Consider the following 15,206-nt stretch of genomic DNA (forward strand, 5'->3'; position numbering starts at 1 on the left):
GTCTCTAGTAGAGGTTCGCTATACGGCCACACGCCATGGCCGCACTGCCGCCACGGGAATCGCTTCGCGGGCGGCCCGTTCCCGGTGTTCCTTAGGACTGATGCCGCGCACTCTCTTGAAGGCGGCGCTCAGCGCGAACGCACTGCCGTACCCGACTTGTTCGGCCACTGATGCGATGGTCGCCGCGGGGTCACGCAGCAGGTCCGCGGACAGCGCGAGCCGCCAGTTCGCCAAGTACGCCATCGGCGGCTCCCCCACCTCCGCTGTGAAGCGCCTCGCGAGGGCGGCACGCGACACGTGCGCCGCATCCGCGAGGCCTGCGACGGTCCAGGGATGCGCGGGGTCGTCGTGGATCAGGTGCAGCGCAGTCCCGACCACCGGGTCGTCCTGCGCGCGGTACCAGGCGGGGGTCTCCACGTCGGGACGCGCGAGCCAGGTCCGCAGCGCGACCACCGTCAGCAGGTCGAGGAGCCGGTCCAGGACCGCGTCCTGGCCGGGGGTGTCGCGGGCCACCTCGTCGGCCAGCAGCGGGATCAGCGGCGTGTCGCACTCTCCGTCGCGCAGTACGGCCAGCGGCGGGAGCGCGGACAACAGCGGTGCGCAGATCTCGCTGAGGACCTGATACGTGCCGGTGACCAGGACGGTGGCGCCGTCGGGGGCGTTGCCCCAGCTGCGCGTGCCGAGAGCGCGGAGGTCGCCGAGGTCCTCGCCGTCCGGCGTGGTGCAGCGCTGGCCGGGGTGGATGACGGCCTGCGGCTCGGTCGCGGGGTCGTCGGCGAAGACGTACGGGTCCGGGCCGCGCAGGATCGCCAGGTCGCCCCGGCACAAGCGGGTCGGCGCGCCGGTGACGGTCACCGCACCGGCGGTGGAGGGAACGCGCTCCGGGACCACCCACGCAGTGCCCGAGACCACCGCGACCAGGGTCAGCGGCGCCTGGTCCTGCACCCGCAGCGACCACGGCGGGGTGAGCAGGGAACGCAGCAGGAAGGCACCGTCGGCACGCGGTCCGTTGAGCAACCCGGCTATGACGTCCATGCTTCGACTGTAGACGATCGCGTATGGATATGTGGAGTCTGGACCATTCTGGATCTCACCGGCGGCCGCTGTACTGGAGTCATGAACACGAACGAGAACACGGGAAACGAGAATCCGGCCACGGGTCGGGTCCTGGTCCTCGGCGCCTCCGGCAAGACCGGGCGCCGGGTGGCCGACCGGCTGGAGGCGGCCGGCGTGGCCGTGCGGCGCGGCTCCCGCTCGGCGAGCCCGGCCTTCGACTGGGAGGACACGGCGACGTGGCCCTCGGTGCTGGAGGGCGTCACGAGCGTCTACGTGTCCTTCTTCCCGGACCTGGCCGTGCCGGGGGCGCCCGAGGCGGTGGCGGCGTTCGGCACGGAGGCCCGGCGGGCCGGAGTGCGGCGCATGGTGCTGCTGTCGGGACGCGGCGAGAAGGAGGCGCAGCGGGCCGAGGAGGCCGTCGCGGAGTCGGGGTTGGAGTGGACGGTGGTGCGCTCCAGCTGGTTCGCGCAGAACTTCTCCGAGGGCTCCTTCCTGGAGTCGGTGCTGTCGGGCGAGGTGGTGCTGCCGGTCGGGGACGTCCGGGAGCCGTTCATCGACGTCGAGGACATCGCCGACGTCGCGGTCGCCGCACTCACCGGGGACGGGCACCACGGGCAGGTCTACGAGGTCACCGGGCCGCGTCTGCTGACCTTCGCGGAGGCGGTGAACGCTATAGCGGAGTCCTCAGGGCGCGATATCGCCTTCACGTCGGTTCCGCTTGAAGCGTTCACCGCGTACCTCGCGGAGGCAGGCGAGGACCCGGCGGCGATCGAGATCTTCACGTACCTCTTCACGGAGGTCCTGGACGGCCGCAACGCCTATGTGGCCGACGGAGTGAGTCGCGCTATAGGGAGACCGCCGCGGGACTTCACGGAGTACGCACGCGCCGCCGCCGAGAACGGAGTCTGGAAGTGAAGACACGCATGAACGGCAGCGGCGTCCTGGCAGCCGCGACGGTGGTGACCGGGCTCATCGCCGGGGTCTACTACGCCTTCGCCTGCTCGGTGATGCTGGGCTTGGGCGCCTCCGGGGACCGGACCTTCATCGAGGCGATGCAGAACATCAACAAGAAGATCGAGAACCCGGTGTTCTTCCTGACCTTCTTCGGCGCCCTGGTCCTCCCGGCCTGGGCCCTGCGCACCTTCCGCCGCGACCGCGAGCTGCGCCTGTGGATCGCCGCCGGACTCGCGCTCTACACGGTCGGCCTGCTGACCACGATGGCGGTCAACATCCCGCTGAACAACCAGCTGGCCGCCGCCGGCACCGCGGCGGCGATCAAGGACCCGGCCGCCGTCCGCGCCCACTTCGAGGACACGTGGAACATGTGGAACGTCGCAAGGGCGCTGCTCAGCACGGGCGCCGCGGCCTGCCTGGCGCGGGCGCTGCTGATGGCCGGCCGCCGCGGCCGGGACGCGGCGCAACCGGCCCAGGCCCCGGTCGTGCCGCAGACGTGGAGCGCTGTTTGACCGGCTGGAGGGGGTGGGACGCGAGAACGGCCCTGCGGGATTCGCTAAGGGAATCCCACAGGGCCGTTTCGCTGTGCGTCAGCCCGCAGCCGTGCCCAGGGCATCTGCCCATGTCGCCAAGGCTTCGAAGTCATCGGCCACCAGACCGATCGCCGGGTCGATGCGGCGCAGGAGGGCCGGACCTTCGTGGTGGGCGCGGACCCAGTCGAGGTCTGCGTCGGTGATGTCGTCGTCGATCCATGCGAACGGGCGACCGGCCGCCCAGGTGAGGATTTCAGGGGTCTTCCAGCAGAGACCGCCATCCGGCATGGTGCGCTCCTCGGGCCAGGTGATGACCGGCAGCTCGGGAAGGCCGAGGACCGGGCCTATGAATTCGTTCGCCTCGTGTTGCCAGGTGGTGGCCCAGATCAGGGTGAAGGGCAGAGCCGCCAGCGCCGGGCCGTGGTCCGGATTGAGCCAGACCCGCAGTGGCTTGACCTCTTTGTCGGGCATGCCCAGCAGGTCCAGCAGAGCCCTCCGCTCCTCGGCCCAGCTTGGGGGCAGTAGCCGGTGTGTCGTGTAGCCCTCCGGACGGCGGGTCCGTTTGGCCGCATACGGATTCAACGGTCCGTCCACGTCGATCAACAGCATTGGCCGCATGGATCCGAACGCTATAGGGCTCCCATTACTGACGTCGCCCGAAAATCACCCACCGATCACGCCGCCGCGACGCAGAAGGGATGCCCCTCGGGGTCCGTCAGCACCGTCCAGCTGTCGCCGCCGGGCTGGAAGTCGGGCTGCTTCGCGCCGGCGGCCAGCAGGTCCTGGACGGCCTGGGCCTTGTCGGCGGCCTTGAAGTCCAGGTGGGCGTGCTTGGCCGGGTCGGGCCAGGACGGCGGCCGGTAGTCGGGGACGTGCTGGAAGGCGAGGGTGACGGGGCCTTCGCCGACGTAGACGAAGGTGTCGTCGGTGTCGGTGATCGGCCACCCGGTGGCGGTGCTGTAGAAGGCGGCGAGGGCGGCCGGGTCGGCGCTGTCGAACATGATCGTGGTGAGGGTCAGCGGTGCGTTCATGGGGACGAGGATGCGCCGTGTCGGCGGGTGCCGTATTGAAGATTCTTGCGGGTGCGGGACTGTCGGTGCCGGCACGTAGCGTCGGCCTCGTGCAGACCGCCACGACGCTCGCAGCCCGGCCCGAGTTCTCGGTGCACACGGTTGACTGCCTGGGTGGGGGCGTCGGTTGGTCGGATGCCGAGGAACACAGAGCGCGGCGGCTGGTGCTGATCCGCCAAGGGCGCTTCCGGCGCTGGGCCAACGGAGTCGCGACCGATCTGGACCGTACTAGCGCCTACATGACGGCGCCGGGTGAAGAGGAACGCTTCGCGCATCCGGCAGGTGGGGATGTCTGCACATCCGTGGGATTCTCCGGAGATCTCTGGGGACGGCTTCCTATAGGAAGCCCCGTATATGTAGACGCGCGCATTGAGTTCGCACATAGGCGGCTACTGGCGGCGGCCGCTACAGGAGATGCGGACTACGCGACTGCCGAAGAACTCTTAAAGCTTGTCGCGCTTGCTGCCGGCTACACATCGAAATCCGTGATCGGGGATGGCGTATTGGCGGCAGCCGCCCGTGAGGCGATCCTGGCCGATGTCCCTCAAGCCGCGACACTCTGCGGGCTGGCGGGGCTGTTGGGGATCTCGCCGTTCAGGCTGAGCCGTGTCTTCTCTCGGGAGACCGGGGTTTCCTTGACCCGCTATCGCAACCGGGTCCGCGTCGGCCGCGCGATGGACCGTCTCACGGACGGTGAGACGGCGCTCGCCGACCTCGCGTGCGAGCTCGGATTCGCCGACCAGGCGCATCTGACCCGGACCGTGCGCGACCACGTCGGGCACACGCCGGGGGCCGTGCGGCGGCTGCTGGCGAGCTCGAGGAGCTGACCGGGCCGCGAGCCGACCAGACCGGCGAACTGACCAGGTCAGCGGGCTGACAGCACCGTCGCACCGGCGCCCCCTGGCCGGCCCACGCAAAGCCCCGCAGGATCAGTCAATCCGGCGGGGCCGTATGCGCGCTCTTCACTTCGATCCCCCGATCGGCAGGAGGGCCTGCCTGCCTACACCCGGGCCGACTGCATCGGCGCCCGGACGCCGTGCCGGTTCAGCGGGACCGTCGCGACCTGGCCCTGGCGCAGCGGCTGCGCGCCGGGGGCGGTGGCGGGGGCCGGGACCGGGGCGCCCGGGGCCGCCGGCGACGAGGACGCCCCCGACCCGGCCGGGGCCGGGACCGGCAGCGAGCCGGCCGGGGCGCCCGGGCCCGCGGCGACCGTGGCGTGCGCCGCCTCGGCCAGGAGCAGGCGGAGCTTCATCATCTCGGCGAGCTTGGCCGGGTTGTCCTCCTGGCCGCCGTAGGGGACGTCGATGGTCTCGATGACGCAGCGCGCCACCTCGTTGCCCGCCGCCTCGGCCAGGGTGCGGGTGAAGACCGACGCCGCGTCGTGGAACGGGCCCGGGTCCTCCACGGCCGCGCGCATACGCTCCAGGGACGCCGCCAGCTGTTCGCGCTGGGGCGGGTGGATGCGGCGGGCGGCCAGCTCGGCCATCAGCGTGAGCAGGGCCGTGCGGACCTCGCCGAGCTCGGCGACCAGCTCCGGGGAGGATTCGTACTCCAGCTGCACGCTCAGGACCAGCGGGTCGAGCAGGTTCCACTCGGCCTTGGGGCGGACGGTGGTGCCGCGGCCGTGGCGGATGCGCAGGACGCGCTTCTCCTCCAGGGCCTTGAGCGCCTCGCGCAGGATGGTGCGGCTGACCGCGAACTCGGCCGCGAGCGCCGCCTCCGGTGGCAGATCGGTGCCCGGCGGGAACTCGCCTTCCAGTATGCGCAGCAGCAGCCGCTCGACGACGGCGTTGGCGAGGCGGGCGGGCCGGATGACCCGGTGGACGTTCCATCCCTCGACATACATGCTGCTGGTGCTCCTCGATGTGCTGCTGCGTCACTGGCCGCCGCGCGGGTCTGCCCGGCGTCCAGGCATCCGGTGTGATGTACCGACTTGCGCGCCAACATACGAGCCGAGGTCCACTCAAGGCAGCTATCTGAGGGCTATTCCATCCTAAATGATGAATCCGCGCCCGGCTTCCCGGCGCGGTGGCGCCGCCTGCGCTTGATCAGCAGGAACAATGTCAGAGCCGCGATCGCCGGGAACCAGCGGTTCTTCTCATAGCGGCCGTTCCAGACGGCGGCCAACGGGTCCTCGGAAAGCGGATCGGCGATCTTCTCCGGCACGGATTCCGTGCTTTTATTCGCCGGCTCCGCCGCGGGTTCGGCCACTTCGGCCGCCTCGGCTGCTGCGACGACATCAAGGGCTTCAGCGATTGCGGGCGCCTCGGCGGTTTCAGCCGCTTCGGGCACCTCGACAGGCTGGACCGTCTCGCGCGCCTCGACCGCCTCGACGGTTTGAACCGTCTCCACCACCTGGACCGTCTCGACCGCAGAACCCTCATGCTCCGCGTCCCGATAGTCGGCGGCCAGCGCCTCGATCCAGGCCGTGCCCAGCGCCGCGACGGCGCCGTGCCAGTCATCCCGCGTGAACTCCAGGGCCCGCCCGGTCAGCTCCAGCTCCGGCACCACGGAGATCAGGGTCCGTTCACCGGCGTCCCCGGCCGGCGCCAGCGTGACCCGCAGGTACCCGGCCAGCGCGCCGCTGCCCCGCGCCTGCGCGGCGTCGATCGCGATGTCCAGCGTGCCCTTGTGCGCCTCGGCTCCCGCTATGCACGCGGTGCCCCGGTACGTGATGGCGGCCCCGGTCCCGGCCCCGCCGGCACCCACCCGCAGCTTCAGGCGGCCGGCGACGACGTCCCCGGCGACCCCCTCGGGCCCGTCGGCCGGCGGCACCGCGTGCACCGCGTCGACGACCAGCCCGGGCACGGCGCGCGCCATCTTCTCGGGATCGGTGAACGCCAGCCACATAGTCCGGTGCCGCACTGGCACCTCGACTTCGAACGCCATCGCGTACCCACCCCCTCGCCGGGAAGTCACCCGCGTGCCCGCCATCGTGCGGACCGCGTGCCTGGTGGCACGTTACCAGCGCTTGGACATCCCGCGGCTGACCTTGGTCACCAGATTCCGGGGGACGAGCTTGGCCACGGCGGTGATCGCCTTGTACTGCATGCTCGGCACGCTCACCGCCAGACCCCGCCGCAGGTCGTGCAGAGCGCCCTCGACGATCTCGTCGGCCTCCAGCCACATCCACCCGGGGACGTCGGCGGTGTCGATGTCCGCGCGCTCGTGGAACTCGGTGTGGGTGAAGCCCGGACAGACCGCCATCACCCGCACGCCGGTCCCGTACACCTCGGCGGCGACGGACTCGCTGAAGTTGGTGACCCAGGCCTTGGCCGAGCTGTAGGTGCCGCGCGGGACGAAGCCGGCGACCGAGGAGACGTTGATGACCGCGCCCTTGCCGCGCTCGATCATGCCCGGCAGCGCCGCGCGGGTCAGCCGCAGGACGGCGCGCACCATCACGTCGAGCATCTGCTCCTCGTCCTCGACCGGGTGCGACAGGAAGGCGCTGCCCTGGCCGAAGCCGGCGTTGTTGACCAGGACGTCGATGCCGCGCAGCGGGTCGGCGAGACGGTCCTCGACGACCGCCCGGCCCTGAACCGTGGCCAGGTCCGCGGAGACGACCTCGACCGTGCCGGCCCCCAGCAGAGTGAGCTCGGCGGCGGCGTCTTGCAGACGCTCGACGTTCCGGGCCACGAGCACCAGGTCATAGCGGGCCGCCGCGAAACGGCGGGCGAACGCGGCACCGATGCCGGCCGTCGCCCCGGTAATCAAGGCCGTCGTCATGGCCTCAAGCCTGGCATGCCCCCTCCGGCGCCACCAGAGGGGGGTGCCAGGTACAGGACGGTCCTGGTGGCGACCACGTCCCCGCCGCCGCCGGTGTGCGGGTAGGTGTGCCACGTGCGCCACAGCACCCCGCACAGCCGGGCCGGGAGCGGTTCGACGACCACCGCGGTGACGGCGTCGGGGTTCGCGGGGAACACCGCGACGGTGGCGTCGGGCAGGACGCCGGCGTAGTCGCGCAGGGCGCTGGCCCAGGCCGGGAAGTGGTCGGCGGCCACTTCGCGGACTTCGCAGCGCACTTCGTAGTGGTAGCCGTCGTCGAGCTCGCGCTCTATGGCTATCGGCAGCGGACCGGCGGCAGCCTCGCGGCAGGCGACGGTCTCGCGGCAGACCAGGCGGGCCGGCTCGGCGTCGGCGGCGCGGACCAGGATCTGGTGCGAGGCGCCGAGGATGCGGACCTCCACGTCGAGGCCGCCGACCGGATGCCGGCGGCTGTGCAGGGAGGGCTGGTCAGGGGCCTCCAGGGACCACGACAGCTCCGAGGCACGGACGTCCCTGTAGGGGACCGATAAGGGAGCGATCACGCATGGTGAACGAGCCGGCCGGTGCTGGAGTCACGAGGAAAGCGTATGGTCCGACGATTCGACGAGTGGATCCCGAGCGGGGGTCCGGCGGTGCGGCCGGATCAGCGGCGGCCTCGGCCCCGGCCCTTGTCCCGGCCGTCGTCGCGACCGGCATCACGACCGCCGTCCCGGCCGGCATCCCGGCCGGCATCGCGACCGCTGTCGCGACCAGCGTCGCGTTCCTGGTCCCGGCCCCCGTCGCGCGCCTTGCCCTTGCGCTCGCGACCGCCTTCTTCGTGTCCGGCCTGGCGGCCGTGCTCGGTCTCGCGGTGGATGACCGCCTTGCGGCGGCCGACCATCGGCAGGCCCAGCATGCCCAGGCCGGCCCCGGCCAGCGGGGTGTAGAGCCACCAGCCGTGCCCGTCGGCGATCAGGGTTTTACGAAAAGGCAACAAAATGAGGAAAGCAGCAGCCCACAGGCCGATGCCGATCCAGATAACCTTTGCCTCGTTGATCTGCATCGGCTCCAGTTTGGGCCGGCCGGCGCGGCCTTTCGGGGCGGTGCGCCCGGAAGTGTCACGCTCCGGCGTGCCCTCCGGTTCGTCCGCTCTGCGCCTGCGGCCCTGGGTTGTCATGTGGACAGGATATCGGCGGTCAGAGACTTTCCAGCTGCGGTACGGATCACCAGAGGAGTGGGAGCTTGTCAGTTGAGACCGGAGGCGCAGGCGGTCCCGGCGGGGTGGGCCTTCTGGAACGTGCCTTCAAGGTGCACGAACGGGGATCGTCCTACGTCCGCGAGGTCCGCGGCGGGCTGGCCACCTTCTTCACCATGGCCTACATCCTGGTCTTGAACCCGATCATCCTGGGCGGCGCCAAGGACAAGTACGGCCACGTCCTGAGCCACACCCAGCTGGTCACCTCCACCGCGGTGGTGGCCGGGGTGATGACCGTGATCATGGGCATCGGCGGGAACCTGCCGCTGGCCATCGCCGCGGGCCTGGGGCTGAACGGCGTCGTGGCCTTCACCCTGGCCCCGACCATGTCCTGGCCGGACGCGATGGGCCTGGTGATGCTGGAAGGGCTGGGCATCTGCCTGCTGGTGGTCACCGGGCTGCGGCAGAAGATCATGGACGCCATCCCGCTGGCCATGAAGAAGGCGATCGGCGTCGGCATCGGGCTGTTCATCGCCTTCATCGGCCTGGTCGACGCCGGCTTCGTCGGCAAGGGCTCGGGCACCCCGGTGACCCTGGGCGCCGGCGGCACGCTCAAGGGCTGGCCGATGTTCGTGTTCTGCTTCGGCGTGCTGCTGACCCTGTGCCTGCTGGTGCGGCGGGTCCCCGGCGGCCTGCTGATCTCGATCGTCAGCACCACGGTGCTGGCCATCGTGGTGAACGAGATCGCCACGGTCCCGGACGCGGCCTGGGGCACCATCGCCCCGAAGGTCCCGCACGGCGTGGTCGCGCACCCGGACTTCGGCCTGCTCGGCAAGTTCAGCCTGTTCGGCGGCTTCCACGACGCCGGCGTGATGACCGCGATCGTGTTCGTCTTCACGCTGATCCTGGCCGACTTCTTCGACGCGATGGGCACCATCATCGGCATCAGCGGCGAGGCCGGCCTGCTCGACGAGAACGGCCGGCTGCCCAGCATCGGCCGGGTGCTGTTCATCGACGGCCTGGCCGCCTCCGCCGGCGGCGCGGGCTCGGCCTCGTCCAACACCTGCTTCGTGGAGTCCGCGGCCGGCGTCGGCGAGGGCGCGCGTACCGGGCTGGCGAACATCGTCACCGGCGCGCTGCTGTTCCTGGCCGCGTTCCTGACCCCGGTGCTGACCATCGTACCGTCGCAGGCTGCGGCCCCGGCCCTGGTCGCGGTCGGATTCCTGATGATGACGCAGGCCAAGGACATCGACTGGGACGACTGGGAGATCGCGGTCCCGGCGTTCCTGACGATCGCGCTGATGCCGTTCACGTACTCGATCACGAACGGGATCGGGGCCGGGTTCATCATGTTCTGCGTGCTGAAGGTGGTGCTCGGCAAGGCCCGGGACGTCAACTGGCTGATGTGGATCGTGGCGGCGTTCTTCGTGGTGTACTTCGCGCTGGATCCGATCAAGCAGGCGCTGGGGATCGAGTAGCGGGTCGGCTGGGGCGGGGGCTCGGACCCCGCGCCCTACCGCCCCCGCGCCTTCACCAGCCCCGTCTCGTACGCCAGCACCACCGCCTGCACCCGGTCGCGCAGGCCGAGCTTCATCAGGATGCGGCCGACGTGGGTCTTGACCGTGGCCTCGGACAGGAACAGCTTCGAGGCGATCTCCGCGTTCGACATCCCCTGCGCGACCAGTAGGAGCACCTCGTGCTCGCGGTCGGTCAGGACGTCCAGTTCCGGGGGCGCCGGCTCGCTCTCGGATGGCAGCAGCGGGGCGAACTTGTCGAGCAGGCGGCGGGTGGTCGAGGGGGCGACCACGGCCTCGCCGCTGTGGACCGCGCGGATGGCGGCCAGCAGGTCCGGGGGCGGGACGTCCTTCAGCAGGAAGCCGCTGGCGCCGGCCTTGAGGGCGGTGAAGGCGTACTCGTCGAGGTCGAAGGTGGTGAGCATCAGGACCCGGGGGCGCTCGCCGCGGACCACGATCTCGCGGGTGGCGGCGACGCCGTCCAGGCGGGGCATGCGGACGTCCATCAGGACCACGTCGGCCGACAGGGTGGTCAGCAGGTCCAGGGCCGCCTGGCCGTCGCCGGCCTCGCCGACCACCGCCATGTCGGGCTGGCTGTTCAGGACCATGCGGAAGCCCGTGCGCAGCAGTTCCTGGTCGTCGACCAGGACGATGCGGATGGCGGCGGCCTCGGCGCGGCCGTCCGGTCCGGCCTGTCCGGCAGGTGCGGTCGGTTCCGGCGTGGTCTGGCTCAACGTCACGACTCCTGGGACTGGGGCTGCGGTTCGCTCGGGTCGGCGGGGTCCGGGCCGGCGAAGGGCAGGATCGCCTCCACAGCGTAGCCGCCGGAGACGTGCGGGCCGGTGACGAGCGTGCCGCCGAAGACCGTGACCCGCTCGCGCATGCCGACCAGGCCGTGGCCCATGCCGTCGCCGGGGGCCTGGGCGCCGCGGCCGTTGTCCACGATGCGCAGGACCAGGCAGTCGTCGGTGTACATCAGCGCCACCGAGGCCTTCACCTGCGCTCCGCCGTGCTTGCGGGTGTTGGTCAGCGACTCCTGCACGATCCGGTACACCGCCAGCGCCAGCCCGGTCGGCATCTCCCGCGGCACGCCCTCGACGGTCAGCGACACCGGCAGCCCGCTGGAGCGCACCTGCTCCAGCAGGTCGCCGAGCTGCTCGATGCCCGGCTGCGGGGCGTAGGTGCCGGCGTCGTCGGCCGAGCGCAGCACGCCGAGCATGCGGCGCATCTCGGTCAGGGCGGTGCGGCCGGTCTGGGCGATCGCCAGCAGCGCCTTGCGGGCCGCCTCGGGGTCCTGGTCCATGGCATAGGTGGCGCCGTCGGCCTGGACCACCATGACCGAGACGTTGTGCGCGACCACGTCGTGCAGTTCGCGCGCGATGCGGGCGCGCTCGGCGGCCGCGGCGATCTGGGCCTGCGCGTCGCGCTCGCGCTCCAGCCGCTGGGCGCGGTCCTCCAGGCGCACGTAGTACGCCCGGCGGTAGCGCATGGAGTCGCCGCCGACCCAGGCCAGCCCGACCAGTCCGGCGACGAAGACCGCCACGAACAGGAAGGTGACCCAGTTGAAGTGCCCGTTGGTGTTGAAGCCGGCCTGGTTCTGGTAGCACAGGCGCTGCTGTGCGGGCTGGGTGATCTGGTCGCACTGGGCCTGGTCGTCGTACATGTGCAGCAGCTGGAACTGGATCAGCGCGCCGACGTAGGTCAGCCCCATCGCCGGGATCGACCAGCGGCGCTGGCAGTAGGCGGCGATCGTGTAGAGGTAGATCAGGAACGCCATGTCGGCGGCGTTGAAGGCCGCCGCCCCGAGGAAGAAGCTCAGGAAGGCCGCGACGGCCGCCACCGTGAACGTGCCGCGCGGCCAGCGGCGCCGGAAGATCAGCGGAACCGTCGCCGCGATCACCAGCGGCACGACCAGCCAGCGCTTCGCCCCGCCGGGATGGCCCGAGGCGGCCAGCGATGCCAGGCCGATCGCCAGCAGGATGAAAGCCGGGATGCTGTCGATCAGCTTCGGATGGCGCTGGATCCAGGCGTAGACGCGAGACACGCTTTCAGCGTAGGTGGGCGTTCCGGATCCGGGCATGGCGCCGCGGGATGATCCGGCGGTCATCCTCAGGTCGCACGACCTGGGCGGTAGCGTGACGGCCGTGACGGAATGGACGACGTGGCGCACGGCGATGGAGCAGGCCCTGTACGGCCCCGACGGGTTCTACCGCAGGCCGGGCGCCGGACCCGCGGCGCACTTCCGGACCTCGGCGCACAATCCGGTGTTCGCCGAGGCCGTGGCCCGGCTGCTCCTGCGGGTGGACGAGCGGCTCGGCACGCCGGCGCGGCTGGACTTCGTGGACATGGCGGCCGGCCGCGGGGAGCTGGCGTCCGGGGTGGTCCGGTGGCTGGCGGCCGAGGCGCCGGAGGTCGCCGGCCGGCTGCGGACGGTGGCGGTGGACCTCGGGCCGCGGCCGGACGGGCTGCCGGAGGCGGTGGAGTGGGCGACGGCGGCGCCGAGCGGGGTGGTCGGGCTGCTGTTCGCGAACGAGTGGCTGGACAACGTGGTGTGCGACGTCGCGGAGGTCGGGGCGGACGGGACTGCGCGGATCGTGGAGGTAGAGACGGCCAGCGGGGAGGAACGGCTGGGCGCGGCGCCGGACGCCGGGCAGCGGGAGTGGCTGGCGCGGTGGTGGCCGCTGGAGCGGACCGCGGGCACCCGCGCCGAGATCGGCCTGGACCGCGACGCCGCCTGGCGCGCGGCGGTGGAGCTGCTCGACCGCGGCGTGGCGGTGGCCGTCGACTACTCGCACGGCGCCGCCGACCGGCCGCGCTTCGGCACCTTGACCGGCTACCGCGATGGACACCAGGTGCCCGCGGTGCCGGACGGTTCCTGTGACATCACGGCGCACGTCGCTCTGGACGCGTGTGCGGCGGCGCTGGGTTCGGGGGTGGAGACCGTGCTGACCACGCAGCGCGACTTCCTCCGGGACCTGGGTGTCTCCGGCGCGCGCCCCGATCTCGCGCTCGCCTCGTCCGATCCGCTCGGGTACGTGCGCGGGCTGAGCCGGGCCTCGGCCGCGGCTGAGCTGACCGAGCCGGGCGGGCTCGGGGCGTTCGGCTGGCTGGTGGCCTTCTCAAGCTGCTGAATCGCTCTTAGGCTGCGGCGGCGGGAGGTGACTCGCGTGGCGCAGGGTGAGCCGGCTGATGGCTGGGCTGAACCGGCTAGGGGCGGGGCTGAACCGGCCAAGGGCCGGGCTGAACCGGCTGACGGCTGGGCGTCCGACCCGCGGGCCGCGCTGGCCGCCGGGTTCCAGGACCCGCCCGAGCCCGAGCCGCTGCGGCCCCGCGATCCGGAGCGGGTCGGCGGGTACACGCTCGTCGGGCGGCTGGGGGTCGGCGGGATGGGTGTGGCCTACCTGGCGCGCGACGCGGGCGGCCGGGAGGTGGCGCTGAAGCTGGTGCACGCCGGCCTCGCCGACCACGAGGAGTTCCGCGCCCGCTTCATCCGCGAGGTGGCCGCGGCCCGCCGCGTGCCGGACCGGCACACCGCGCGCGTGGTCGACGCCGACGTTCTCGCCGATCCGCCGTGGCTGGCGACGGAGTACTTCCGCTGCTGGACGCTGGCGCAGCAGGTACCCCGCTTCGGGCCGCTCACCGCCGAGGACGCCGGCACCCTGGCCTGCCGGCTCGCCGAGGCCCTGGCCGCGATGCACGCCGCGGGCCTGGTCCACCGCGACCTGAAGCCCTCGAACATCCTGCTGGCCCCGGACGGCCCGCGCGTCATCGACTTCGGCATCGCCCGCGCCGCCGACCTGGCCTCCCTGACCACCACCGGCCGCCTGCCGGGCACCCCCGGCTACATGGCGCCGGAGCAGGTCGAGGGGCACCCGACCGGGCCGCCGGCGGACGTCTTCGCGCTCGGCGCGTGCCTGGTCTACGCGACGACGGGGACGAGCCCCTTCTGGGACGGGTCGCCCGCGACGCTCATGTACCGGACGGTGCACACCGAACCGGACCTCGGGACGATGCCCGAGGCCCTGCGGGCGGTGACGCTGCGGTGCTTGGCGAAGGATGCCGGGGAGCGGCTGACGGCGGCGGAGTTGGTGGCGGAGTTCGGGATGGAGAGTTTCGCCGAGGCCGCCGAGGACTCCAGCACCATCAGCCAGGCCGAGACCGAGCGCATCGTCGTCGTCGGCGCGACCGCGGTGCCCGCCGGCGATCCAGGCGCCAATCCAGGCGCCTATCCAGTCCACAATCCAGCCGCCGATCCAGCCGCCGATTCACGCCAGAACAGCGATTTCCCGCCACGCCGTCGGCGCCTTGTCATCGGCACGGCAGCCGGAGGCCTGATCGCGGCCGCGGCGGTGGCCCTGGCCCTGGCGACAAACGGCGGGTCGACCGCGTCTCCGCCGGCGCCCACCACCCGGTCGCAGCCTTCGGCCACGCAGCAAAACCAAAGCCCAGACCAGAACCAGAACCACAACCAGAACCAGCCCGCGTCCCGCTCCGCGTCCGCCATCCCCGACCAGCCCCCACCGCTCCCCCACGCGCTCGCCGGCTACTCCGGACGCCTCGTCGGGCAGAACCTCGCCTGGTTCCAGGGCCTGCGCATCCCCGCCTCGTCCGCGCCCTGGTCCGGCGGCGGGCTCTGGTCGGCTATCGCAGGGCCCGGATGTCCGAGCGGCGCCGGGCACGCGCTGTCCGCGTCCGCCGGCTGGTCCACCGATCCGGTGCACGGTGGCGCCACCTTCGGGTCCTGCGACGGAGCCGACCTCGTGGCCCCGACCGTGGCGCCCGGCGAGTCCTCGACCGCCCAGGTCGTCTGGAGCTTCACTCCGGGCCCGGCCGTCTCCGCCTGTGCTCTGTTCGCCTACAACGCGGCCAGTCCTGCCAACCTCGCGTTCGGCGACTACGCGCTCGCCGGTCGCGCCGGCCAGTTCCCGATGTCAGGGGCCTCGCACGCCGGCGAGTGGGTCGAGCTCGGGATCGCGGCGCCCGACGCCGACGGGACCGTCACCGTCGGCGTCGGCAACGACCAGCCCGGGGATGCGCAGCGTCCGCCGGGTGCGACCGTCACCGCTGCTCAGGTCGTCGCGGTCTGTGGCGCGCCGCCCGCGTGACGCCGTACGGCCCGCCACCGCGAGTGCGTGGCCGC

At 71.9% G+C, this 15,206-nt stretch carries 16 protein-coding genes; 6 read left to right on the plus strand and 10 right to left on the minus strand.

Going from position 1 to position 15,206, the window contains the following annotated elements; all coding sequences use genetic code 11:
* Positions 1–18: 18 nt before the first annotated feature.
* Positions 19–1,035, minus strand: a complete 1,017-nt coding sequence (locus ABIA35_RS20195; RefSeq protein WP_370358881.1) for an AraC family transcriptional regulator — start codon at positions 1,033–1,035, stop codon at positions 19–21.
* Positions 1,036–1,116: 81 nt separating this feature from the next.
* On the opposite strand from ABIA35_RS20195, the gene ABIA35_RS20200 reads away from it, so the two are divergent.
* Together ABIA35_RS20200 and ABIA35_RS20205 are read left to right on the plus strand one after the other, a co-directional pair.
* Positions 1,117–1,971, plus strand: coding sequence for an SDR family oxidoreductase (locus ABIA35_RS20200; RefSeq protein ID WP_370335884.1), 855 nt, complete (start codon positions 1,117–1,119; stop codon positions 1,969–1,971).
* The gene (locus ABIA35_RS20205) at positions 1,968–2,522 is read left to right on the plus strand and encodes a DUF1772 domain-containing protein (protein ID WP_370358882.1); all 555 of its coding nucleotides are present in this window, start codon (positions 1,968–1,970) and stop codon (positions 2,520–2,522) included. The genes ABIA35_RS20200 and ABIA35_RS20205 overlap by 4 nt, the downstream gene beginning before the upstream one ends.
* A 78-nt stretch (positions 2,523–2,600) precedes the next feature.
* Here the strand turns inward: ABIA35_RS20205 and ABIA35_RS20210 are convergent, their stop codons facing one another.
* Positions 2,601–3,161 (minus strand): hypothetical protein, encoded by a 561-nt coding sequence (locus ABIA35_RS20210; RefSeq protein WP_370335888.1) that lies wholly within the window; start codon positions 3,159–3,161, stop codon positions 2,601–2,603.
* A 56-nt stretch (positions 3,162–3,217) separates the two neighbouring features.
* Positions 3,218–3,574: a VOC family protein gene (locus tag ABIA35_RS20215; RefSeq protein ID WP_370358883.1), complete on the minus strand. Its 357-nt coding sequence runs from the start codon at positions 3,572–3,574 to the stop codon at positions 3,218–3,220.
* 89 nt (positions 3,575–3,663) lie between these two features.
* Here ABIA35_RS20215 and ABIA35_RS20220 point away from each other — a divergent pair, with 89 nt between their 5' ends.
* Positions 3,664–4,440, plus strand: coding sequence for a helix-turn-helix domain-containing protein (locus tag ABIA35_RS20220; RefSeq protein WP_370358961.1), 777 nt, complete (start codon positions 3,664–3,666; stop codon positions 4,438–4,440).
* A 173-nt stretch (positions 4,441–4,613) separates the two neighbouring features.
* Here the strand turns inward: ABIA35_RS20220 and ABIA35_RS20225 are convergent, their stop codons facing one another.
* From ABIA35_RS20225 to ABIA35_RS20245, 5 genes are all read right to left on the minus strand, one after another.
* Positions 4,614–5,459 (minus strand): FadR/GntR family transcriptional regulator, encoded by an 846-nt coding sequence (locus ABIA35_RS20225; protein ID WP_370335892.1) that lies wholly within the window; start codon positions 5,457–5,459, stop codon positions 4,614–4,616.
* Between the two features lie 137 nt (positions 5,460–5,596).
* The gene (locus ABIA35_RS20230) at positions 5,597–6,502 is read right to left on the minus strand and encodes a hypothetical protein (RefSeq protein WP_370358884.1); all 906 of its coding nucleotides are present in this window, start codon (positions 6,500–6,502) and stop codon (positions 5,597–5,599) included.
* 72 nt (positions 6,503–6,574) lie between these two features.
* The gene (locus tag ABIA35_RS20235; RefSeq protein ID WP_370335895.1) at positions 6,575–7,339 is read right to left on the minus strand and encodes an SDR family NAD(P)-dependent oxidoreductase; all 765 of its coding nucleotides are present in this window, start codon (positions 7,337–7,339) and stop codon (positions 6,575–6,577) included.
* On the minus strand, positions 7,336–7,920 hold the full coding sequence (locus ABIA35_RS20240) for a DUF2617 family protein (RefSeq protein WP_370335896.1): 585 nt from the start codon (positions 7,918–7,920) through the stop codon (positions 7,336–7,338). Before ABIA35_RS20240 ends, ABIA35_RS20235 begins: the two co-directional genes overlap by 4 nt.
* 101 nt (positions 7,921–8,021) lie before the next feature.
* Positions 8,022–8,534: a hypothetical protein gene (locus ABIA35_RS20245; RefSeq protein WP_370358885.1), complete on the minus strand. Its 513-nt coding sequence runs from the start codon at positions 8,532–8,534 to the stop codon at positions 8,022–8,024.
* 65 nt (positions 8,535–8,599) lie between these two features.
* On the opposite strand from ABIA35_RS20245, the gene ABIA35_RS20250 reads away from it, so the two are divergent.
* Positions 8,600–10,030 (plus strand): NCS2 family permease, encoded by a 1,431-nt coding sequence (locus tag ABIA35_RS20250; protein ID WP_370358886.1) that lies wholly within the window; start codon positions 8,600–8,602, stop codon positions 10,028–10,030.
* 35 nt (positions 10,031–10,065) lie between these two features.
* Here ABIA35_RS20250 and ABIA35_RS20255 read toward each other — a convergent pair whose 3' ends face one another.
* Both ABIA35_RS20255 and ABIA35_RS20260 read right to left on the minus strand, forming a co-directional pair.
* Positions 10,066–10,725 (minus strand): response regulator, encoded by a 660-nt coding sequence (locus ABIA35_RS20255; protein WP_370336483.1) that lies wholly within the window; start codon positions 10,723–10,725, stop codon positions 10,066–10,068.
* 77 nt (positions 10,726–10,802) lie between these two features.
* Positions 10,803–12,110 (minus strand): sensor histidine kinase, encoded by a 1,308-nt coding sequence (locus ABIA35_RS20260; protein WP_370335902.1) that lies wholly within the window; start codon positions 12,108–12,110, stop codon positions 10,803–10,805.
* Positions 12,111–12,240: 130 nt separating this feature from the next.
* Between ABIA35_RS20260 and ABIA35_RS20265 the strand changes: the two genes are divergently transcribed.
* Together ABIA35_RS20265 and ABIA35_RS20270 are read left to right on the plus strand one after the other, a co-directional pair.
* A complete protein-coding gene (locus tag ABIA35_RS20265; protein WP_370358962.1) occupies positions 12,241–13,197 on the plus strand; it encodes an SAM-dependent methyltransferase in 957 nt (318 codons plus the stop codon).
* 36 nt (positions 13,198–13,233) lie between these two features.
* Positions 13,234–15,171, plus strand: a complete 1,938-nt coding sequence (locus ABIA35_RS20270; RefSeq protein ID WP_370358887.1) for a serine/threonine-protein kinase — start codon at positions 13,234–13,236, stop codon at positions 15,169–15,171.
* Positions 15,172–15,206: the final 35 nt, after the last annotated feature.

This window comes from Catenulispora sp. MAP12-49, from assembly GCF_041262705.1.
Taxonomy (GTDB): domain Bacteria; phylum Actinomycetota; class Actinomycetes; order Streptomycetales; family Catenulisporaceae; genus Catenulispora.